This window comes from Micromonospora xinjiangensis, assembly GCF_056150165.1.
The window spans coordinates 62,477-84,770 of the sequence record NZ_JAXCFO010000009.1; the positions used below are offsets into that span (position 1 = coordinate 62,477).

Genomic DNA, 22,294 nt, shown 5'->3' on the forward strand with positions numbered 1-22,294 from the left:
CGGAACCGCCACGACCCTCAGGAGGCGTCGATGACGCAGGCGATGGACGAACGCGCGACGGCCGCGCTGCCGACGGAGCCGAAGTACCCCGCGACCCGTACCGAACTGCCGTCGCAGACGGGTCCGGCGGCGCCGGCCACCGAGGGCTCGGGGACCGGCCGGCGGCCGCGCCTGCTGGTCCTCGACGGCCTGCGCCTCGCCGCGGCTCTCATGGTCGTCGGGTACCACCTGGTCGGCGACAAGATCGGGGCGTGGGAGCAGCCCTCGGCCGGCGCCATCTTCGGCCCGGTGCACGGCGCCGCGAAGTACGGCTTCCTCGGGGTGCAGCTCTTCTTCATCATCAGCGGCTTCGTGATCTGCATGAGCACGTGGGGCCGATCCCTCGGTGACTTCTTCGTCTCCCGCGTCGTGCGGCTCTACCCGGCCTACTGGCTGGCCGTCCTGCTGTCGGCCGGCGTGCTCATGGCCGTGCCGATCGGCGACCGTGAGGTCCCGGCCCGCGACGTGGTCGCGAACCTGACGATGATGCAGGAGTTCCTCGGCATCCCGCACCTCGACCTGTCGTACTGGACGCTCACCGTCGAGATGATCTTCTACGTCCTCTTCGCCGTGGTCGTCGTGCGCGGTCTCACCTACCGCCGGGTCGTCGCCTTCTGCGCCATCTGGACCATCGCCTCACTGGTCCTGCCGAAGCTCGGCAACACCGGTCTCACCACGGTCGTCGCGGCCGGCCACTCGAGCTACTTCATCGCGGGTATCGCCCTCTACCTCATCCACCGGTTCGGCTCGAACCTGCTGCTGTGGTCGATCGTCGGCCTCTCCTGGCTGATCGCGATCACCCGACTGCCCGGGCTCGCCAAGGCCCGTGACGTCGCCTTCGCGCCGACCGCGGTCATCGTGACCGTCCTCTTCCTCATCATGGCGGCGGTGGCCCTGAACCACTTCGCCTGGGTGAAGGCCGGTTGGGTCGCGACGGCGGGCGCCCTGACCTACCCGCTCTACCTCATCCACCAGACGGTCGGGCTCGCCGTCATCGACCGGCTCCAGACGCACGTGTCGCCGTGGGTCCTGATCACCGCGCTGATCGCCGGCCTGCTCGTCGCCGCCTGGCTGATCCACCGGTTCGTCGAGCGGCCCGCCGCCCGGTGGATGAAGCGGCAGCTGAGCGCGTCGCTGCGCCAGGTGCGCACGACGACCTCCTGAGGCCGTACGGGGTCGTGGCCTGAGTGGGGCCCTGGCCCCCGTGCGGGACCCGCCGGGGCCGGGCGGATCTCGCAGTGTCGGGTCGGCTCGCGGCGGAACGCCGGAGACGTCGTCGGCCGGCCCTCCGCCGGTCGGTGTGGACGCCTGGACATGCCGCTGGCCGGCACCCGGGTTCGGGTGCCGGCCAGCAGTGTCAGTGTGCGGTTGTGGTTGTGGTTGTGCGGGTTGTCAGCTGTTCCAGTGCTGGGCGACGAGGTCGGCGGCCTGCTGTTCCCACTGGGCGTAGGCGTCCGGGTACGCCGACACCTGCACGGTCTGCGCGGCGTCGGTCAGCGGCATGTCCTGCCACCCGTCGACCTGCTTCAGACCCTTCAGAAACGCCATCGTGGAGTACTCCGGATCGGTGATCTGCTCCGGCGTGCCCCAACCCGAGGACGGGCGCTGTTGGAACAGGCCCAGCGAGTCGTGGTCGTTGCGGTCACCCAGGTGACCGAGGTTCTCCAGCTTCGACTCCTGCAGGCTGGTGGCGATGGAGATGACCGCGGCCCGCTCGTCCAGGCCGGACTTCTTCGTCGCCGCGATGATCGCCTTGGCGTTCGCGATCTGCTCGTCGTTGAGGTCGATGTGCGACTGCGCGCCCTGGGTGCCGTGGGGGATCAGCTTGCTGGTGTCCACGCCCGGCTTGTCGGCCTGCACCACCGCGACGGGCTTCACCTCGGGGGTGGGGGTGGCGGCGTGGGCGGCGACGGGGCCGCCGATGATGCCACCGGCGAAGGCGAGACCAGCGATACCGAGGACGCTCTTACGCATGATCGTGTTCATGGGAAAGCTCCTTGGGGGTCAGGCGCCCGGCTGCCGTCCGGGGGGACGGTGGGGGTGCGGGCGCGAGCACCAGCAGGCGCTCAGAACAACAAGGGGGGAAAGTCTCTGGGCACGCGAACCGGGGGTTCACGCGATATCCGGGGTTCGGCGGTCGGGAGGCCGGGGCCTCACCGCGCCGGGATGGTGTGCAACGACCGGGGGCCGGCCGTCATTCCCGGGGTGGTCCGGCCGTCGGCCTCGATGGCCCGGGACCGCGCCGGGGTTGGTGTGCAACGACCGGGCGTCCGCCGTCATTCCGGGGTCCGGCAGCCCGGGTTCGAGCGGCCCTTGATCGGCTGCCCGGGGCTGCTACCTCGATCGTCAGGGGTGTTCAACGCCCCCACCCCGCCACCGATTCCACCCCCCGGATGCCGCCGGTCACACCCCGAAACCGCCCAGACCGGGCCACCCGGGTATCGACCGCCAGATCCCGAACCGGACACACGCCGCAGACCACAAGATCGCGCAACTTCAGGGATGTCGTTGCCTCACCGGCCCGATGAGGCCGCACCTTCCCGGTAGCTGCGGGGATCTTGAGACGCCGAACCAGTGGGTCAACGGCGGCGCCGGCGGGTGACGCCGGACACATACGATACGGATCGGTTCCGTATCGTTAATTGCGGTCGTAGGCTGACGGACGTTTCGAGTCTGTCCCGTATCGTATTTGTGCGGGCGCGCAACCGGGGGGAACCGGACATGGAGATCCGCGACAACACAGGCCACCCGAGGAGGTGGGCGATCCTGGGAGTGCTGGTGATCAGCCTCCTCGTGGTCGTCCTCGACAACACGATTCTGAACGTCGCCCTGCGTACGCTCGCCGACCCGGTGCACGGCCTGGGTGCCAGCCAGGGCGAGCTGGAGTGGGCGATCAACTCGTACACCCTGGTCTTCGCCGGGTTGCTCTTCACCTTCGGTGTGCTCGGCGACCGGGCCGGACGCAAGCGCTTCCTGCTCATCGGCCTGGTGCTCTTCGGCCTGTCCTCGCTGGCGTCCGCGTACGCCCAGAGCCCCGGACAGCTGATCGCGGCCCGCGCCCTCATGGGCATCGGCGGCGCGGCGATCATGCCGGCGACGCTCTCGATCATCTCGAACGTCTTCGACCCCCGGGAGCGCGGCCGGGCGATCGGCGTCTGGGCCGGCGCGGTCGGTCTCGCCGTGGCCATCGGCCCGGTCCTCGGTGGCGCGCTGCTGGAGAACTACTGGTGGGGCTCCGTCTTCCTGATCAACGTGCCGGTGATCGTGCTCGGTGTGGTCCTCGTGAGCCTGCTGGTCCCCGAGTCGCGGGACCCGAACCCGGGCCGGGTCGACGTGTTCGGCGTGGTGCTGTCCGTCGTGGGTCTGGTCGCGCTGACGTACGGCATCATCGACGGCGGTGAGCACGGCTTCGGTCGGCCGCTGGTGTGGGCCGCGATCGTGGGCGGCCTGGCGGTGCTCGCGTGGTTCGTGGCGGTGGAGCGGCGCAGCGAGCACCCTTCGCTGGACGTCCGGCTGTTCAAGGTGCCCCAGTTCGCCGCACCGGTCGCCATCGTCGGCCTGATCTTCTTCGCCGCGATGGGCGTGCTCTTCTTCGGCTCCTTCTACCTGCAACTGGTCCGCGGCTACAGCCCGCTGGAGACCGGCCTGCTCTTCCTGCCCTTCGCCGGCGCCCAGCTGATCTTCGCTCCGCGTAGCGCGGCGATGGTCCGGCGGTACGGCGGCAAGGCGGTCGCGGCGGTCGGCCTCGCGCTGACCGTGCTGTCGCTGGGCGCGTTCGCCTTCATCGACGCGGCGACCCCGATCTGGGTCGTGCTGGTCTTCTACTTCATCCAGGGCATCGGGATGGCCAACATCATGCCGCCCGCCACCGAGTCGATCATGTCGGCTCTGCCCCGGGAGAAGGCCGGTGTCGGCTCGGCGGTCAGCAACACGATCCGCCAGGTCGGCGGCGCGCTCGGCGTGGCGGTGCTCGGATCGGTGCTCTCCGCGGTCTACCGCGCCGACGTCGAGTCGGCCCTGGCGGGCCTGCCGGCCCAGGCCCGGGACACGGCGAACGAGTCGATCTCCGGGGCGTACGCCGTGGCGGGCCAGCTCGGGCCGGCGGCGCCGAAGCTGCTCGCGGCGGCCAACGAGTCCTTCCTCACCGCCATGCACTGGGCGGCCGCGCTCTCGGCGCTGGTGGCCGCGCTCGGCATCGTCGTGGCGCTGCGCTGGCTGCCGGGCAAGCCCTCGGCTCCGGTGCGGGACGTCACCGTGACCGAGCCGGAGTTGGCCGGCACCGCATAGGTTCGGCGACAATGTCCGACATGACGTCCCCTGCTGATGCTCCGCGGTCGCCCGGGCGGCCGCGGAGCACCCGCGCCGACGAGGCGATCATCGATGCCACCCTCGACCTGCTCGCCGAGGGCAGCACGATCGAGGCGCTCTCGATCGAGGCGATCGCCAGCCGCGCGGGGGTGGGCAAGGCGACCATCTACCGCCGCTGGCCGGGCAAGGACGCGCTGCTGCGGGACGCGCTGGGAATCCTCAAGGGAGTCCCGCCGGAGCCGGCCGGCCATTCGGTTCGCGACGACCTGGTGCTGCTGCTCGGCGGGGTCGGGCGCAACGCCGACCCGCGCGCCGAGAAGATCTTTCCCTGTCTGTTGCCCGAGGTGAACCGCAAGAAGGACCGGTACGAGCTGTACCAGGGCGTCATCGAGCCCCGTCGGGCCCGGGTGCGGGAGGTGCTCCAGCGCGGTGTCCGCAGCGGCGAGCTGCGGGAGGACCTCGACGTCGAGCTCGCGCTGGCGCTGCTGACCGGCCCGATGCTGATCCAGCGGGTGCTGCGCTGGCATCCGGAGCTCGACGACCAGGTGTTGCCCGAACGGGTGGTCGACGCCGTGCTGGAGGGCATCCGCGCCCGCTGACGCCGCCGTCCGGTGGCCGTGCCCGGTGGCGCGGCCTCACCGATGGCGCGGCGTCACCCAAAGCGCTGCCTGACCAGCAGCGCGGCCCGACCGGAGCGCCGGCCCGCAGCGGCGGCCCGGCCGGTGGCTCAGCCGGCGGGTGTACGCAGGCGGTGCAGGCGCAGTGCGAGCTGCACCTCCAACGCCCGCTCGGGCTTCTGCCAGTCCGCGCCGAGCAGCTGCCCGACCCGCTCCAACCGTTGGGTCACCGTGTTGACGTGCACGTGCAGCTGCTCGGCGGCCCGGGCCAGGCTCCCCCCGACGCCGAAGTACGCCTCCAGCGTCCGCACGAGCGCGGTGCCCCGCCGCGCGTCGTAGTCGACCACCGGCCCCACCGTCGCCGTGAGGAAGCGCTCCACGTCCCGGTCGCCACCGTCGCCGACCGCGCCGAGCAGCAGCCCCACGAAGCCCAGCTCCGCCGTGCTCGCCCCCTGGCCGGCCCGGCCGAGCGCCCCGAGCGCCGTGAGGCAGCGGTCGGCCTCCCGGAACGCGGTGGCCAGCGACCCGGGCCCGGTCGACGGGCCGCTCGCCCCGGCGGTCACCGGCCGCCCGGTCACGCGGGACAGGTCCCGGGCCACCGCCCGCGCGCTGCCGCCGGCGTCCTGACCCGGGAGCATGAGCACCACACGGCCGTCGCGCGCCGCGGCCAGACCACCGCGCGTCGAGGCGTACGTGGTGGCCCAGGAGAGCACCCGCTGCCGCGCCGAGCCGGTCGCGGCGATCGCGTCGTCACCGACGGCCACGAGCACGTGCGGGGCGTCCAGGTCCACCCCGAGGCGCCGGGCGCGGCTGCGCAGCGCGTCGGTGTCGCGCAGCGGCCGGGCGAGCAGGTCGTCCAGCAGCTCCCCACGGACCCGCCCCTCCGCCTCGGCCACCGTGCGCCGGAAGAGCAGCAGCAGCGCCGTCACCAGGGCGGCCCGCTCCAGGATCCGCTGGTCGGCGTCGACGAGCTCCTCGTCCGGGCGCAGCACCAGCGCGCCCAGGTTCTCCGCGCCGGCCACCACGGCGGCGTACCAGAGGGACCCCCGGCGCACGCTGCGCCCCTCGGTGCGGGACGCGGCGACCGCCTCGACGATGTCCGCCCGGTCCGGCTCGTCGATCTCGCCGACGCGCGCCAACAGCCGCCCCTCGGCGTCGAGCGCGAGCAGGGCGCCGCCGAGCACCTCGGTCACCGCGGCCGCGACGTCCTCCACGCCGCCGCCGCGCAGCACCAGGGCGGTCATCCGGTCGTGCGCGGACGCGGCCCGCTCCACCGAGCTGCTGTGCGCCCGGATGGTCGTGTTCGCCGCCGACAGCTCGGCCAGCGCCGAGCGGGTCTCGGTGAGCAGCCGGGCCGTGTCGATGGCCACCGCCGCGTGCGCGGCGAGCGTGACCAGCAGCGAGACCTCCTCCCGGGCGAACGGCCGGGCCGACCGGTTGGCCGCGTAGAGCACGCCGATCGAGGTCGATCCGAGTCGCAGCGGCACCCCGAGGATGGCCACCAGCCCCTCCTCGCCCACCCCGGCGTCGATCTCGCCGGTGTGGTGGAAGCGTTCGTCCTCGGCGTAGTTCGCCGTCACGTAGGGCGCCCCCGACTGGGCCACCAGGCCGCCGAGACCGGCGCCCATCGGCAGGCGCAGCCGCTGGAACCGGGCGGACACCGAGCCGTCGGTGACCCGCATGTAGGTGTCGCCGCGCTCGTCGTCGTTGAGGGTCATGTAGGCGACGTCCGCGCCGAGCAGGTTCCGCGCCCGGTGCACGATGGCGCGCAGCACGTCGTCCAGGTCGCGCAGGCCGGCGAGGTCGCTCGCCGTGTCGTACAACCCGGAGAGCTCGATCTCCCGGCGGCGCCGGCGCTCCAGCAGCGCGCGGACCCGCAACGCCACGGTCTTCGCCTGCTCCAGCTCGGCGAGCTGGTCGGCGGGGAGGCCGGCGGCGCGGGCGGCCACCAGCGGCCCCTCGAACTCCACCGCCGCCGCTTCCCGGGCGAGCAGTTCGAGGAACTCCACCGGCGAGGACATGACGCCCATTGTGCGCGGGGCCACTAGTTCGCCGTCCAGCCCCCGTCGAGGGCGATCGACGCGCCGGTGATGAAGGCCGCGGGTGGGGTGCAGAGGTACGCCACCAACTCCGCGACCTCCTCCGGCTCGATCAGCCGCTTGATCGCCGCGCGGGCCAGCATGATCTTCTCGACGACCTCGGACTCGGGGATCCCGTGGGTAACCGCCTGGTCGGCGATCTGGCTCTCCACCAGGGCCGTGCGGACGTACGCAGGGTTGATGCAGTTGGCCGTGACACCGTGCGCCGCGCCCTCCAGCGCCACCACCTTCGACAGCCCTTCGAGGGCGTGCTTCGCGGAGACGTACGCCGCCTTGTACGGCGAGGCCCGCAGCCCGTGGACGGAGGAGATGTTGATGATCCGCCCCCAGCCGCGGGCGTACATGTGCGGCAGGGCGCGCCGGATGATCAGGAACGGCGCCTCCACCATGACCCGGTGCAGGTGGGAGAAGCGTTCGGTGGGGAAGTCCGGCACCGGGGCGACGTGCTGCAGCCCGGCGTTGTTCACCACGATGTCCACGTCCGTGTCGAGCCGGTCCACCGCCTCGGCGTCCGCGAGGTCGATCCCCTCGGCCCGGCCGCCCGCCTCGGCGGCCACCGCCTTCGCCGCCTCGACGTTGCGGTCCACCACGAGGACGGCCGCTCCGGCCGCCGCCAGCCGCAGGGCACAGGCGCGACCGATGCCGCTGCCGCCCCCGGTGACCAGGGCGGTCCGACCGGTGAGGTCGACGTTCACGACGTGGGGGACCGCCACGGGTTCTGCCGTCATGGCGCACAAAGTTACGAGTTGTGTGGCCGGGCGCACATGGGGTCGCGACACATACTCGGCCCCCAAGGTGTGTGGGGGATCGCGGGCGCCGTGGCGGGGTGCCCCCGGCACGGCGCGGCGGGTGCTCGCCGCCGGCGGAGAGGTGTCGGTGGGGGATGGCAGAGTGCCGGTCGGGTCGGTGGTCGCGGGCGTCGTGCCGGCGGGAAGAGGGGGCGGTGACGTGGCGGAGGCGACGGGAGCGCGGCGCACCCGAGGCGCCGGTGCGGACCGGGCCGGTCGGGGCGGCGCGGGTCACGGCGAATCCGGTCAGGGCGGCGCGGGTCAGCGTGGTGGCGCGCGGCGCCGCGGCGGGGCGCGCCCCGCAAGCGCGTGCCCGGCCCGGGACGGCGCGGCCTTCGAGAGCACCCTGTTCCGCTGGTCGGGGCCCGGTGGCTGGGTGTTCGCACCGGTGCCCGCCGAACACGCGCCGGAGACGGCCGGTCCGTTCGGGCGTGTCCCGGTGACCGCCACCGTGGACGGCCGGACCTGGGCGACGAGCGTCTGGCGTGGGCGCCAGGGCGACTGGCTGCTCGCCGTGCCGGCTCGGATCCGGGGCGGCAAGGACGACGGCGACCGGGTGAGCGTGGTGATCGCGGTGGACCCCGCACGGTGGTGACCGCGCGGAGCGGGACGGCGCGGGCCGCGGGATCATGGGCCGCACCCGGGTCGGTGTCAACCGGCGTGTCCCGTGGAGCGCCTGTTCGAGAGCATCGGTAGGGTGTCGAACACACGTACTGCTGGCGGCTGGGGGAGGAGGCGGCGTGCGCGTGCTCGGCGTCGACCCGGGGCTGACCCGCTGCGGCGTGGGCGTGGTCGAGGGCATGCCCGGCCGGGCGTGCACCCTGGTCGCCTACTACGTGGTCTACACCGACCCGGCCGACGAGCTGCCCGTCCGCCTGCTGCACCTCGACCGGTCGCTCACCGAGCTGGTGGCCGAGCACCGCCCCGAGAGCGTGGCCGTGGAGCGCGTGTTCAGCCAGCACAACGTCCGTACCGTGATGGGCACCGCCCAGGCCAGCGGGATCGCCGTGCTCGCCGGCGCGCGCGCCGGGCTGCCCGTGCAGACGTACACCCCGAGCGAGGTGAAGGCGGCCGTGACCGGCTCCGGTCAGGCCGACAAGGCGCAGATGACGGCCATGGTCACCCGGCTGCTGCGGCTGCCCGAGCCGCCCCGACCGGCCGACGCGGCGGACGCCCTGGCCCTGGCCATCTGCCACATCTGGCGGGGCGGCACCCGGTCCAAACTGGCCGCCGCCGCCGACCGGGCCCGACGAGGAGGAGTCAGATGATCGCCAGCGTGCGCGGCGTGGTGACCGCGACCGGCCCCGACCAGGCCGTCATCGAGGTCGGCGGCGTGGGCCTAGCCGTCCACTGCGCGCCGGGCACCCTCGCCGAGCTGCGCGTGGGCCAGCCCGCCCGGCTGGCCACCAGCCTCGTCGTCCGGGAGGATTCGCTCACCCTCTACGGCTTCGCCGACGACGATGCCAAGCAGCTCTTCGAGCTGCTGCAGACCGCCAGCGGGGTCGGGCCCCGCCTCGCCCAGGCGGTGCTCGCGGTCCACACCCCCGACGCGGTCCGCAAGGCGATCGCCAACGCCGACACCGCGGCCCTGACCCGGGTGCCCGGCATCGGCAAGAAGGGCGCCGAGCGCCTGGTGCTGGAGTTGCGTGACCGGATCGGCCCGGTGCCGGTGGGCGCCGACGGCGCGGCCGGCGTGACCGGCGGCGCCTGGCCCGAGCAGGTGCGTCAGGCGCTCGTCGGGCTCGGCTGGACGGCCGCCCAGGCCGACCAGGCGGTGGCCGCCGTCGCGGAGACCGTCGACGGGCCGACCCCGCCCGTTCCGGTCCTGCTCAAGCAGGCCATCCGGCTGCTGGGCCGCACTCGATGACGGGTCCGGACGACGGCGGCCTGGTCTCGGCGTACGTCAACGAGGCGGAACGGGACGCGGAGGCCAGCGTCCGGCCGAAGCGGTTGGACGAGTTCATCGCTCAGCACCGCGTCCGCGACCAGCTCGACCTGCTGCTCAAGGGCGCGATGCGGCGGGGTAGCCCACCGGACCACATTCTGCTCTCCGGGCCGCCCGGCCTGGGCAAGACCACCCTCGCCAACATCGTCGCCGCCGAGCTGGGCTCCGGCATCCGTGTGACGAGTGGCCCCGCCATCGAGCGCTCCGGTGACCTCGCCGCCATCCTGACCAGCCTCGGCGAGGGCGACGTGCTCTTCATCGACGAGATCCACCGCATCGCCAAGCCGGCGGAGGAGCTGCTCTACAGCGCGATGGAGGACTTCCGGGTCGACGTGGTGGTCGGCAAGGGGCCGGGCGCCACCGCCATCCCGCTGGACGTGGAGCCGTTCACCCTGGTCGGCGCGACCACCCGCTCCGGCCTGCTGACCGGCCCCATGCGGGACCGCTTCGGCTTCGTCGCCCACCTCGACTTCTACTCCCCGGCGGACCTGGAGTCGCTGCTGCACCGTTCGGCGCGGATCCTGGGCGTGCCGATCACCGATGACGGCGCCGCCGAGATCGCCGGGCGCTCCCGGGGGACGCCCCGCATCGCCAACCGGCTGCTGCGCCGGGTGCGGGACTTCGCGGAGGTCCGGGCCGACGGTGTGGTCACGCTGGAGACGGCGCGCGCGGCGCTGACCGTGTACGACGTCGACGCGCTCGGCCTCGACCGGCTGGACCGCGCGGTGCTCACCGCGCTCGTCGACTCGTTCCGGGGTGGGCCGGTCGGCCTCTCCACCCTCGCGGTGGCGGTGGGGGAGCAGCCGGACACGGTCGAGGAGGTCTGTGAGCCGTTCCTGGTCCGGGCCGGTCTGCTGGCCCGTACGCCCCGCGGGCGGGTGGCCACGGAGGCTGCCTGGCGTCACCTGGGGCGTACGCCACCGAATGGTACATTTGGTGCCGATACCCCTCCCGTGCCCGATCTGTTCTCGACAGCGCCCGATCAGCCGTGATCCGAACGTGATCTGTGCCGCATTCGGCGTTCCCAGGTGCAGGGATTAGACTCGCCGCGGTCTGTACAGGATGTGAAAATCCGCTTCCGCTCCGGCGTCCGCGCCGGGCGTGGGGGCCAATGGGAAGGTCAACATCGTGCATTACGCACAATCCGCAGGCGGGTCGGGCAGCCTGATGCCGATCCTGATGATCGTGCTGCTCTTCGGCGTCATGTACTTCATGATGATCCGCCCCCAGCAGCGGCGCCGTAAGGAGGCGGAGGCGATGCAGTCCGCGCTCTCCCCCGGCGACGAGGTCGTGACGATCGGCGGGCTCTACGGCACCGTCACCGGTGTCGACGACGAGACCGTGCTGCTCGAGGTCGCCCCCGGCGTGCAGACCCGGTACGCCCGTCCGGCCATCGCCCGGGTGGTGACGCGGGCCGAGCTTCCGGCCACGCCGGCCACCGAGGACGCGGACACCGTCAAGGAGTGACCCGCCGCCTGTCCGAGCGGCTCGTCCGCCGCTCGGGTCGGGCCGCGGTCGGGACGTGAAAACTGGATAGTCGGGTCGACGCCGGGCGTCGGCACGGCTCCGGGACCCGGTCGGCGCCCCGCGCCGTCCGCCGGAGCGCGGTGCCGCCTGTCCCGTGGGCGGCCCGGGTGGACCCGTCGGCCGGTGCCCCGGCCGACCCGTCGCCGCCCGCGGCGGCGTGACCGTTACAGGGAGACAGGACAGCCGTGGCACCACCTCAGGGACAGATGCGCCCCGGCCGGCAGTTGGCCGTGCTGGCGGGCATCTTCGTGGTCCTCTATCTTTTGGTGTTCTTCACGGGAGGCGCCAAGGGCAGCTTCACGGACCGGCTCGAGCCCCGGCTCGGCCTGGACCTGATCGGCGGCACCCGGCTGACACTCGAGGCGAAGAACAGTGTCAACGGTGAGGCGCCGACGGCGGAGAACCTCGAGGAGGCCCGCCAGATCATCGAGAACCGGGTCAACGCGTTCGGCGTGGCCGAGGCCGAGGTGGTCACCGAGGGCAACCGGAACATCGTGATCTCCCTGCCCGGCGAGAACCGCGACCTGACCAACGTGGGCACCCCGGCCGAGCTGCGTTTCCGCAAGGTGCTCAAGGCCGCTGACGGCAGCGGTGCCGTCCCCGCCCCGGCCGCGACGCCGACCCCCTCCGGCAGCGCCACCCCGAGCCCGTCGGGCAGCGCGAGCCCGTCGGGCAGCGCGAGCGCGACGCCGTCGGGCAGCCCGTCCGCGAAGGCGACCGCCTCGCCGTCGGGCGGTCAGGGCGGCATGGCGCCGACGCCGAGCACCAGCGCCTCCCCGAGCCCCTCCGCGTCGGCGTCGCCGAGCGCGTCGCCCTCGGCGAGCGCCAGCGCCGCGCCGGCCCCCGGTATCGAGGAGCAGCGCAAGGCCGTCGAGCAGAAGGTCGGCGCGGCCGCCTGGTCGGCCGCGAACGGGCTGCAGGGCCCGGCGGACCTCACGACCGACCCGTCGCTGGCCGACAAGCTGAAGCCGTTCGGCACGCTGACCCCGGAGGAGGTCGCGGTCCTGCCGGCGCAGATGCAGTTCAACGTGCCGACCATCGGCTGCGCCCAGCTCGACAAGCGTCCGCCGGGGTCGATCTCGGACCCGAACCAGCAGGCGGTGGCCTGTGAGGGCGGCGCCGCGAAGTACCTGCTCGACCAGGCGAAGGTGCTCGGCACCGACGTGGACGACGCCAGCGCCGTCATGGACCAGACCAACTCCTGGGTCGTGAGCCTCAACTTCACCGGTGGCGGCCAGGACAAGTGGACCAACCTGACCCGCGAGGCGTTCAACAACGAGGGCAACGCGTGTGACGCCTCCGCCCTCGGCCAGGACGGCAAGTGCCGCGTGGCCGTGGTGCTGGACAACGAGATCGTCTCCTCGCCCGAGATCCAGGGCGTGCTCACCGGCGACTCGCAGATCACCGGCAGCTTCACCCAGAAGGACGCCAGCACCCTGGCGAGCCAGCTGCGCTACGGCGCCCTGCCGGCGACCTTCGAGCCGCAGGAGCAGCAGAACGTCTCCGCCACCCTGGGCGCCAGCCACCTGCGGGCCGGTCTGCTCGCGGCCGGCATCGGCATGCTGCTGGTCATCATCTACGCGTTCTTCTACTACCGCCTGCTCGGCTCGGTGATCTTCCTGAGCCTGGTGCTCTCCGCGCTGCTGGTCTTCGGCGCGCTGATCGTGCTCGGGCGGCAGATCGGCTTCACCCTGACCCTCGCCGGCATCGCCGGCTTCATCGTCTCGCTCGGTGTCGCCGCGGACTCGTTCGTCATCTACTTCGAGCGGTTGAAGGACGAGATCCGGGAGGGTCGCAGCCCGCGCAGCGCCGTGCCGCGCGCCTGGGCCCGCGCCCGCCGGACGATCATCTCCGCCAACGCGATCTCGATCCTCGCGGCGGTGGTGCTCTACATCGTCTCGGTCGGCACGGTGAAGGGCTTCGCCTTCGCCCTCGGCCTCGCGACGATTCTCGACCTGGTCGTGGTGTTCCTGTTCCGGCATCCGATCATGACGATGTTCGCCCGCACGCAGGCCTTCCTGTCGCCCCGGGTCAGCGGCCTGGGCCGCGTCCTGCACGCGGCCGAGGCCGAGCAGGCAACCAACCGCCCGTCCCGTGTGAAGGAGGCCTGACATGGCCCGCAGCGGTCTGGCCACCCGCCTCTACCGGGGCGAGGCCGGTCTCAACATCATCGGCAGGCGCAAGCTCTGGTTCTCGCTCGCCAGTGCCCTGGTGCTCGTCGCGTTGTTGAGCTTCATCTTCCGGGGCTTCACCCTGGGCATCGAGTTCGAGGGCGGCAACTCCTTCCAGGTGCCGGCGAGCGTCGGCACGCTGAACCAGGCGGAGGAGCGGGTCAACACCATCCTCGGTGACGAGGCCGGCGGCGCGAGGGTCGAGTCGGCCCAGCGGGTCGGCGGCGCGGGCGGCGAGTTCTACGAGTTCCGCACCGCCGTGCTCGACTCGGAGGAGGCCAACGCCGTCAAGTCGGGGCTGGCGCAGGAGTTCAGCCTCAACGAGGACCAGATCAGCGCCAACCAGGTCAGCGCGGCCTGGGGTGGCCAGTACACCGAGCGCGCCGTGCTCGGTCTGGTCATCTTCATCGCGCTGGTGATGCTCTACCTGATCATCCGGTTCGAGTGGCGGATGGCCGTCGGCGCGGTCTCCTCCCTGCTGCTCAACCTCGTCCTCACGGCCGGCGTCTACTCGCTTGTCGGGTTCGAGGTGACCCCGTCGACGATCATCGGTTTCCTCACCATCCTGGGCTTCGCGCTCTACGACGTCGTCGTGGTGTTCGACAAGGTCCAGGAGAACACCCGGGGCATCACGGCGAGCAACAACCAGACGTACGGCGAGGCCGCCAACCTCGCGATCAACCAGACCCTCATGCGGTCGATCAACACCAGTCTCGTGGCGCTGCTGCCCGTCGGTGGTCTGCTCTTCATCGGTGTCCCGCTCGGCGCGGTCACCCTGCAGGACCTGGGTCTGGTGCTCTTCGTCGGCATGCTCGTCGCGGTCTGCTCCTCGGTCTTCTTCGCCACCCCCGTGCTGGCCACGCTCAAGGACTTCGAGCCGCGCATCCAGGCGCACACGAAGCGCGTCCTGGCCCGGCGCGGGGCGATCGCCCGTGGCGAGCTGACCCCGAAGGGCACCCCGCGTCCGGCCGCGGGCGGGGAGCCCGTCGACGCGGAGGCCGCCGCGCTGGCCGGTGCCGCCCCGAAGGTGGGCGCCCGTCCGGCGGGCAAGCGGCCGACCGGCGCCCGCGGCGGGCGGCCGAGCGGCGGTGGCGGAAACCGGCCGGGCGGCGCGAAGCGGCGCTGACCGGGCGGCCGGGCCCGACCCGGTAGGAACGCACCTGACGGCGTCCTGCATGCTGTGCGAGCAGCAAGCAGGACGCCGTCGTCGTCGGAAGGGAGACGGGAACCGCCGTGACGGAGACCCACAGCGCCGAGGTGCGCGGGGACAGCGGTACGGAGATGGCTCGGCTGGTGGCAGGCCGGGTGCTGGACGTGCCGGACTTCCCCAAGCCGGGTGTCGTGTTCAAGGACCTGATGCCGCTCTTCGCCGACGGGGACACCTTCCGCGAGGTGATCGACGGGATCGTGGCGTACCACGGGCGTGACTCGTTCGACGCCGTGGTGGGCATCGAGGCGCGCGGCTTCGTGATCGCGGCGGCCATCGCCTACGCGACCGGGGTCGGCGTCGTGCCGGTACGCAAGGCGGGCAAGCTCCCGCGGGCGGCGTACTCGGCCTCCTACGCCCTGGAGTACGGCGAGGCGACCCTCGAGGTGCACCAGGACGCGTTCACCGCCGGCCACCGGGTCCTGGTGGTCGACGACGTGCTCGCCACCGGTGGCACCGCGGCGGCGACGCTGGACCTGGTCGAGCGGGCCGGCGGCACGGTGGCCGGCTTCACGGTGCTGCTGGAGCTGAGCTTCCTGGGCGCCCGGGAGAGGCTCGCCCCGCGTCCCGTTCATGCCCTGCTGACCGTTTGACCCCGACGGCCGTCGGACGGACCCGGCGCGGTCCGTCCGGCGGAGCGGCAGGGGACCGTCCGTGCGGGTAGCATTGCCCTTTGCTGACGCCGGCGGTGATCCGTCCGGCGGCGCGAGACCAGGCCGGCCCCACGGTCGGCGTGATTCCGGCGAGCGGTGAGGAGGCCGGTGTCCCACGATGTCGTCCCTCCGATGGAGGGCACGGTGCACCCGACAGGCGACGCGGACGGCTCGGTGACCGACCGGAACGGTGACGCGACGGCCCGGGTGACGGGCTCTGGCAACGGTCTGGCCGGTCCGGTCGAGGCCGTCCGTTCCGGCGCGGCCCGGCCCGCCGAGAACGTGGTGGTCCCGTTGCGGGGCGACGCGCCGGGGGAGCCGGTGCCGAGCGCCGGGTTCGCCCTGGCCAGCGCCCCCACCGGCCGCCGGGTGCGCGCCCGGTTGGCGCGGTTCAACGCGCCGTGGCAGACCTCCCAGGTCAGCGAGGTGCTCGAGCCGCTCATCGCGATGCACCGGGAGAACCACCCCAAGGCCGACGTCCGGCTGCTCCAGCGCGCCTTCGACACCGCGGCCCGCTGGCACTCCGGGCAGTACCGCAAGTCGGGAGACCCGTACATCACGCACCCGCTGGCCGTGGCCACCATCCTGGCCAACCTCGGGATGGACACCACGACGCTGGTCGCGGCGCTGCTGCACGACACCATCGAGGACACCGAGTACACCCTCGACCAGATGCGTGCCGACTTCGGCGGCGAGGTCGCGCTGCTGGTGGACGGCGTCACCAAGCTCGACAAGGTGAAGCTGGGTGACGCGGCGAAGGCCGAGACCATCCGCAAGATGGTGGTCGCCATGGCGAAGGACCCGCGGGTGCTCGTCATCAAGCTCGCCGACCGGCTGCACAACATGCGTACCCTGACCTTCCTGCCGCGGCCCAAGCAGGAGCAGAAGGCCAAGGAGACGCTGGAGATCCTCGCCCCGCTGGCCCACCGCCTCGGTATGAACACCATCAAGTGGGAGCTGGAGGATCTGGCCTTCGGCACGCTGTTCCCGAAGCGGTTCGAGGAGATCAACCGCCTGATCGGTGAGCACCAGCCGCAGCGCGAGGCGCTGCTGCGCCAGGTGACCCAGAAGGTGTCGACCGACCTCAAGGCCGCCAAGATCAAGGCGGAGACCACCGGCCGGCCGAAGCACCTCTACTCGATCTACCAGAAGATGATCGTGCGGGGGCGCGACTTCAACGACATCTACGACCTGGTCGGGGTGCGGATCCTGGTCGACACGGTGCGCGACTGCTACGCGGCGCTGGGCGTCATCCACGCCAACTGGCAGCCGGTGCCGGGCCGGTTCAAGGACTACATCGCCATGCCCAAGTTCAACATGTACCAGTCGTTGCACACGACGGTCATCGGGCCCACCGGCAAGCCGGTGGAGATGCAGATCCGCACCTACGCGATGCACCGCACGGCCGAGTTCGGCATTGCCGCGCACTGGAAGTACAAGGAGCAGAAGGGCACGCAGATCGTCGGCCCGCCGGCCCACATCGACGAGATGACGTGGCTGCGGCAGCTGCTCGACTGGCAGCGGGAGGCGGCCGACCCCAGCGAGTTCCTCGACGCGCTGCGCTTCGATCTGTCGAGCCAGGAGGTGTACGTCTTCACCCCGAAGGGTGACGTCATCCCCCTGCCGACCGGGTCGACGCCGGTCGACTTCGCGTACGCGGTGCACACCGAGGTCGGGCACAAGTGCATCGGCGCCCGGGTCAACGGCAAGCTGGTGCCGCTGGAGTCGACGCTCTCCAACGGCGACGTGATCGAGATCTTCACGTCGAAGTCCGACACGGCCGGCCCCACACAGGACTGGCTGGGCTTCGTCAAGAGCCCGCGCGCCCGCACGAAGATCCGCCAGTACTTCAACAAGGAGCGCCGCGAGGAGGCGATCGAGGCCGGCAAGGACGCGATCGTCAAGGCGATGCGCAAGCAGGGCATGCCGTTGCAGCGGATGCTCACCTCGGACGCGCTCATGGCGATCGCCCGGGACCTGCACCTCGCCGACGTCGCGTCGCTCTACGCGGCGGTCGGCGACAGCCAGGTCAGCGCCCAGTCGGTGGTGCAGAAGCTGATGGCCTCGTACGGGGGTGAGGAGGGCGCGGCGGAGGACATCGCCGAGACCGCCGTCGCCACCCGTCCGCCGCGCAGCCGGGCCAGCAGCCACGACCCGGGTGTGGTCGTCCGCGGGGTCAGCGACGTGTGGATCAAGCTGGCCCGCTGCTGCACCCCGGTGCCGCCGGACGCGGTCTTCGGCTTCGTCACCCGGTCCGGCGGGGTGAGCGTGCACCGGGACGACTGTGCCAACGCCGAGGACCTCAAGGCGCAGAGCGAGCGGGTGGTCGAGGTGAGCTGGAAGCTCACCTCCGCCTCGACGTTCCTCGTCGCCATCCAGGTCGAGGCGCTCGACCGGCACAAGCTGCTCGCCGACGTCACCCGGGTGCTCTCCGACGAGCGGGTCAACATCCTCTCCGCGACGGTGACCACCACCCGTGACCGGGTGGCGGTGAGCCGGTTCAGCTTCGAGATGGCCGACCCCAAGCACCTCGGGCACCTGCTGGCCGCCGTACGGAAGGTCGACGGCGTCTTCGACGCCTACCGGGTCACCTCGGGAGCCTGAGCAGGCCGACGGAAGCCGGAGCACCCCGGGCGACCTGAGCACGTGGCGACCTGAGCACGTGGCAATCCGGAGCCGCCCCGGCGACCACCGACCACCCGACAACGACAGTGCCCGCCGGTCGTCGACCGGCGGGCACTGTTCGTCTGCGCGGGGAGGGCTCAGCCCTGCGGCGCGCTCATCGTGAGGTCGTTGATGACAATCTCCTTCTTCGGGTGACCCCCACCGGCCTGCTGGGCGAAGGCCCCGTCGTCACCCGCGTTGGCCACGTCCTTCACGATGTCCAGACCGCCGGTGATGGTGCCGAGCACGGTGTAGTTCGGGTCCAGCGGCGAGTCGCCGTAGACGATGAAGAACTGGCTGCCCGTGCTGCCCGGCTGGCCGGAGTTGGCCATCGCGATCACGCCCTCCGGGTAGGGGGGACGCTTGTCGGTCGGCAGGTTCTCCTCGGCCATGCGGTAGCTCGGGCCGCCGGTGCCGTCGGTGTCCCGCCAGCCCTTGCCGGTGGCGCTCGGGTCGCCGCACTGGAGCACCTTGATGCCCTGGGTGACCAGTCGGTGGCACTTGGTGTTGTCGAAGAAGTTCTTCTCCGCCAGGTGGGTGAAGCTGCCCGCGGTGCACGGCACCAGGGACCGGTCGACCTTCGCGGTGATCTGGCCCAGGTTGGTGTCGATCGTCATCGTCTGGACACCGGTGTTGGACTGCTGGTTGGACGGCACGCCGACGTCCTTGATCTCCTTGATCCGCTGGTCGGCGGGGATCTCGACGTAGGGGCACTGGGAGAGGCCCTGTGCCGCCGTGTCGGTGCCGGTGGTCTCGTCGTCGCCACCCAGGCTGGTGGCCAGCCAGACGGTGCCGGCCACCACGAGCAGCAGGACGAGGCCCGCCCCGACGATCGCCTGGGTCTGCCGGCGCTTGCGGGCGCGGGCCGCGCGCTCGGCCATCTCCTTCTCGAGCCGGGCGCGTGCCGCCGCGCGCTGCCGCTCTCTGGTGGACGTCACGCCTGGATCCTCCTGGACTGTCTGTCTGGCGCGGTGGGTGCCTGCGTTGGGTGGGTGCCGCGGTCAGCCGGCGTTCGGGCTGGCCGAAGGGGTGGCCGAACCGCTCGGCGTCGCCGCGCCGGTGCCCGGCTCGCCGACGGTCAGGCTCTGGATCACCACGTCGGTCTGGGGCTTGACCTTGGCCCCCGACCCATTGTCCACGGTCGGCAGGCGGCCGATCTTCTCGAGGACGTCGAGCCCGCCGGTGACCTTCCCGACGATCGGGTAGCTGGGCTGGGCCGGGTCGTAGTCCTTGAAGAAGAGCAGGAACTGGCTGCCGTTGGCGCCCGGCGGGTTGCCGATCATGGCGACCGTGCCCTTCGGGTACGCCGCCGGCCGCTTCTCGGCCGGGCTGGCCGACGGGCTCGGCTCCGGGGCGTCCGGCAGGTTCTCGTTGTAGAACGAGTAGGTCGGGCCGCCCAGGCCGGTGCCGCTCGGGTCGCCGCAGCGCAGCGCGCCCTCGGCGGTGATCTCGTGACACGTGGTGTTGTCGTAGAAGGACCGGCTCGCCAGGTGGGCGATGCTCGCGCCGGCGCACGGGGCCGCGGCCAGGTCGAGCTCGGCGGTGATCGGACCGCCCTGGTTGGTGGTCACCGTCATCGCCCGGGTGCCGTCGGTGGGCAGGTTCTTGCTCTCCGGGGTGCCCACGTCCTTGAGGTTGGCGTTGGCGGAGGCGTCCTGCGGGGTCCAGAGGCAGACCTCGTCGGCGGCGGTGTTCTCCTTCGGCTCGGAGTCGAAGGCGCCGAGCGCCCACGCCGACCCGACCACGATCAGCGCGAGCACCACGGCGGCGCCCACCCCGGCCTGGATCTGCCGCCGGCGCCTGACCCGCGCCGCCCGACGGGCCATCTGCCGGTCGAGCTTGGCCCGCGCCAGTTTGCGCTGCCGGTCCCTGCTGGAAGCCACCCGTGCTCCCCTTCCTCTACCCTGGTCGTCACCGGCGCCGCGAGGCGCCGCGCGCCCGTGTGGGGCAGTGCGCCACGCCACACGCCCGCCAGAGTGTACGGCCACCGGCTGTGAATGTGGTGTACGAGGTCCTGGCTGGGCCTATCGGGGCGCATCACTGCGCCGGTCGGGGGTGGCGGGACGCATGGGTCCGCCGAATGCGGTCGCGCCGCCCGTTAGGCTGCTGACAGGAGTTCCGCAGCTCGACGGAAGGGGAGCGGACGTGCTCGTGGCCGGCTTTCCCGCCGACGCCTTCGGCACCAACTGCTACGTGGTCGCCACGGCGCCGGGGGAGCAGTGCGTGGTCGTCGACCCCGGCATCGGCGTCCTCGACCGGCTCGACGCCGTGCTCGCCGAGCACCGCCTGCACCCGGCCGCCGTGCTGCTCACCCACGGCCACCTCGACCACACCTTCTCCGTCGCGCCGGTCTGCGGGGCGCGGGACATCACCGCCTACGTCCACCCGGGCGACCGCGAGATGCTGGCCGACCCGGCGAAGGGCCTGTCGGCGGACCTCACCGCGCTCTTCGGGGGCCGGCTGCCCTACTCGGAGCCGGAGGACGTCGCCGAGCTGACCGACGGCGCCACCCTCACCCTGGCCGGCCTGGAGATCACGGTCGACCACGCGCCCGGCCATACCGGCGGGTCGGTGCTGTTCCGGATGCCCGGTGCCGGCTCGCGCTGGGAGGCCGACGAGATCTGCCTCTCCGGCGACGTGCTCTTCGCGGGCTCGATCGGTCGCACCGACCTGCCGGGCGGCAGCATGCCCGCCATGCTGGCCAGCCTGCGGGACAAGATCCTCCCGCTGGCCGACGACACCGTCGTCCTGCCCGGCCACGGCCCCACCACCACCATCGGCCGCGAGCGCGCGACCAACCCGTACCTCGTCGAGGTGTCGGGGTCCGGCGACGCGCGCCCGGCCGTGCCCACCCGCGGTCTGTAGCCACCGCGACCCACGAGCTCACCGCGCGGCCCGCGCGGCACCCAAGGAGTACGTCATGAGCAAGCCCACGCCCATCTCCGGCTTCCCGGAGTGGACGCCGTCGCAGCGGATGATCGAGCAGTACGTGCTCGACCGGATCCGCGGCACCTTCGAGCTGTACGGTTTCGCGCCGCTGGAGACCCGGGCCGTCGAGCCGCTGGACCAGCTGCTGCGCAAGGGGGAGACCTCCAAGGAGGTCTACGTGATCCGGCGGCTGCACGCCGACGACCAGGGCCCGAGCGGTGACGACGCGCTCGGCCTGCACTTCGACCTGACCGTGCCGTTCGCCCGGTACGTGCTGGAGAACGCCGGCAAGCTGCAGTTCCCGTTCCGCCGCTACCAGATCCAGAAGGTGTGGCGGGGTGAGCGGCCGCAGGAGGGCCGCTACCGCGAGTTCGTCCAGGCCGACATCGACATCGTCGACCGGGACACGCTCGCCTCGCACCACGAGGCGGAGATGCCGCTGGTGATCGGGGACGCGCTGCGCTCGCTGCCGATCCCGGAGGTCCGGATCCAGGTCAACAACCGCAAGATCTGTGAGGGCTTCTACCGGGGCATCGGGCTGACCGACCCCGAGGCGGCGCTGCGGGCGGTGGACAAGCTCGACAAGATCGGTCCGGCGAAGGTGGCCGAGCTGCTGGCCCAGACCGCCGGGGCGAGCGAGGCGCAGGCCAAGGCGTGCCTGGCCCTCGCCGAGATCTCCGCCCCGGACGCGTCCTTCGCCGACGCCGTGCGCGCCCTCGGGGTGAGCGACCCGCTGCTCGACGAGGGGATCGAGGAGCTGGTGCGGGTGGTGGAGACCGCCGCGGCGCACTCCCCGGGGCTCTGCGTGGCCGACCTGCGCATCGCCCGTGGCCTGGATTACTACACCGGCACCGTCTACGAGACCCAGCTGCGCGGCTACGAGCGGTACGGGTCGATCTGCTCCGGCGGCCGGTACGACAACCTGGCCAGCTCGGGCTCGGTCCGCTTCCCCGGGGTGGGCATCTCCATCGGCGTCACCCGCCTGCTCGGCCTGCTCTTCGGCACCGGCGGGCTGTCGGTCTCGCGGGACGTGCCGACGTGCGTGCTGGTCGCGGTGACCACCGAGGAGCAGCGGGCGGCCAGCGACCGGGTGGCGGACGCGCTGCGCCGGCGGGGCATCCCGACGGAGGTGTCGCCGAGCGCCGCCAAGTTCGGCAAGCAGATCCGCTACGCCGAGCGGCGGCGCATCCCGTACGTCTGGTTCCCGGGCGCGGAGGGCGCGGGCGACGAGGTGAAGGACATCCGCTCCGGTGACCAGACTCCCGCGACGGCGGATTCGTGGGCCCCGCCCCCCGCTGACCTGAAGCCCGTGGTGAGCTGACCCGCACCTCGACTCCCCGCGATCTCG

Annotated in this window: 19 protein-coding genes; 14 read left to right on the plus strand and 5 right to left on the minus strand. The window is 72.3% G+C overall.

Annotated elements, in window-relative coordinates; translation table 11 throughout:
• Window positions 1-30: 30 nt before the first annotated feature.
• On the plus strand, window positions 31-1,203 hold the full coding sequence (locus tag SM573_RS26445; protein ID WP_474617315.1) for an acyltransferase family protein: 1,173 nt from the start codon (window positions 31-33) through the stop codon (window positions 1,201-1,203).
• A gap of 228 nt (window positions 1,204-1,431) precedes the next feature.
• Here the strand turns inward: SM573_RS26445 and SM573_RS26450 are convergent, their stop codons facing one another.
• Entirely contained in the window at window positions 1,432-2,025 is a 594-nt protein-coding gene (locus tag SM573_RS26450; protein ID WP_474617316.1) for a hypothetical protein, read from the minus strand.
• Window positions 2,026-2,760: 735 nt separating this feature from the next.
• Between SM573_RS26450 and SM573_RS26455 the strand changes: the two genes are divergently transcribed.
• A complete protein-coding gene (locus SM573_RS26455) occupies window positions 2,761-4,326 on the plus strand; it encodes an MFS transporter (protein ID WP_474615061.1) in 1,566 nt (521 codons plus the stop codon).
• A gap of 11 nt (window positions 4,327-4,337) precedes the next feature.
• Window positions 4,338-4,946 carry a TetR/AcrR family transcriptional regulator gene (locus SM573_RS26460; RefSeq protein ID WP_474617317.1) on the plus strand — a complete coding sequence of 203 codons (609 nt, stop codon included), beginning with the start codon at window positions 4,338-4,340 and terminating at the stop codon, window positions 4,944-4,946.
• Between the two features lie 128 nt (window positions 4,947-5,074).
• Here the strand turns inward: SM573_RS26460 and SM573_RS26465 are convergent, their stop codons facing one another.
• On the minus strand, window positions 5,075-6,994 hold the full coding sequence (locus tag SM573_RS26465; RefSeq protein ID WP_474615087.1) for a helix-turn-helix domain-containing protein: 1,920 nt from the start codon (window positions 6,992-6,994) through the stop codon (window positions 5,075-5,077).
• Between the two features lie 14 nt (window positions 6,995-7,008).
• Window positions 7,009-7,791, minus strand: a complete 783-nt coding sequence (locus SM573_RS26470) for a 3-hydroxybutyrate dehydrogenase (RefSeq protein WP_474617318.1) — start codon at window positions 7,789-7,791, stop codon at window positions 7,009-7,011.
• Here SM573_RS26470 and SM573_RS26475 point away from each other — a divergent pair.
• From SM573_RS26475 to SM573_RS26515, 9 genes are all read left to right on the plus strand, one after another.
• Window positions 7,790-8,446, plus strand: a complete 657-nt coding sequence (locus SM573_RS26475; protein WP_474617319.1) for a DUF1905 domain-containing protein — start codon at window positions 7,790-7,792, stop codon at window positions 8,444-8,446. The two genes, SM573_RS26470 and SM573_RS26475, sit on opposite strands and share 2 nt — an antisense overlap.
• A 145-nt stretch (window positions 8,447-8,591) precedes the next feature.
• A complete protein-coding gene (gene ruvC, locus SM573_RS26480) occupies window positions 8,592-9,119 on the plus strand; it encodes a crossover junction endodeoxyribonuclease RuvC (protein ID WP_474615065.1) in 528 nt (175 codons plus the stop codon).
• Window positions 9,116-9,718, plus strand: a complete 603-nt coding sequence (ruvA, locus tag SM573_RS26485) for a Holliday junction branch migration protein RuvA (protein ID WP_474615066.1) — start codon at window positions 9,116-9,118, stop codon at window positions 9,716-9,718. Before ruvC ends, ruvA begins: the two co-directional genes overlap by 4 nt.
• Entirely contained in the window at window positions 9,715-10,788 is a 1,074-nt protein-coding gene (ruvB, locus tag SM573_RS26490) for a Holliday junction branch migration DNA helicase RuvB (RefSeq protein ID WP_474615067.1), read from the plus strand. The genes ruvA and ruvB overlap by 4 nt, the downstream gene beginning before the upstream one ends.
• Before the next feature lie 136 nt (window positions 10,789-10,924).
• Window positions 10,925-11,263, plus strand: coding sequence for a preprotein translocase subunit YajC (gene yajC, locus SM573_RS26495; protein ID WP_474615068.1), 339 nt, complete (start codon window positions 10,925-10,927; stop codon window positions 11,261-11,263).
• Window positions 11,264-11,508: 245 nt separating this feature from the next.
• Entirely contained in the window at window positions 11,509-13,434 is a 1,926-nt protein-coding gene (gene secD, locus SM573_RS26500) for a protein translocase subunit SecD (protein WP_474617320.1), read from the plus strand.
• A 1-nt stretch (window position 13,435) separates the two neighbouring features.
• Window positions 13,436-14,620, plus strand: coding sequence for a protein translocase subunit SecF (secF, locus tag SM573_RS26505; protein WP_474617321.1), 1,185 nt, complete (start codon window positions 13,436-13,438; stop codon window positions 14,618-14,620).
• Window positions 14,621-14,727: 107 nt separating this feature from the next.
• Entirely contained in the window at window positions 14,728-15,294 is a 567-nt protein-coding gene (locus SM573_RS26510) for an adenine phosphoribosyltransferase (RefSeq protein WP_474615071.1), read from the plus strand.
• 192 nt (window positions 15,295-15,486) lie between these two features.
• Window positions 15,487-17,958, plus strand: coding sequence for a RelA/SpoT family protein (locus SM573_RS26515; protein ID WP_474615072.1), 2,472 nt, complete (start codon window positions 15,487-15,489; stop codon window positions 17,956-17,958).
• A gap of 158 nt (window positions 17,959-18,116) precedes the next feature.
• Here the strand turns inward: SM573_RS26515 and SM573_RS26520 are convergent, their stop codons facing one another.
• Complete coding sequence (locus tag SM573_RS26520) at window positions 18,117-18,956, minus strand: peptidylprolyl isomerase (protein ID WP_474615073.1); 840 nt, start codon at window positions 18,954-18,956, stop codon at window positions 18,117-18,119.
• 63 nt (window positions 18,957-19,019) lie between these two features.
• Complete coding sequence (locus tag SM573_RS26525) at window positions 19,020-19,901, minus strand: peptidylprolyl isomerase (RefSeq protein WP_474615074.1); 882 nt, start codon at window positions 19,899-19,901, stop codon at window positions 19,020-19,022.
• Window positions 19,902-20,163: 262 nt separating this feature from the next.
• Here SM573_RS26525 and SM573_RS26530 point away from each other — a divergent pair, with 262 nt between their 5' ends.
• On the plus strand, window positions 20,164-20,883 hold the full coding sequence (locus SM573_RS26530) for an MBL fold metallo-hydrolase (protein WP_474615075.1): 720 nt from the start codon (window positions 20,164-20,166) through the stop codon (window positions 20,881-20,883).
• A 55-nt stretch (window positions 20,884-20,938) separates the two neighbouring features.
• Window positions 20,939-22,267 (plus strand): histidine--tRNA ligase, encoded by a 1,329-nt coding sequence (hisS, locus tag SM573_RS26535; RefSeq protein ID WP_474615076.1) that lies wholly within the window; start codon window positions 20,939-20,941, stop codon window positions 22,265-22,267.
• The last annotated feature ends 27 nt before the right edge of the window (window positions 22,268-22,294 follow it).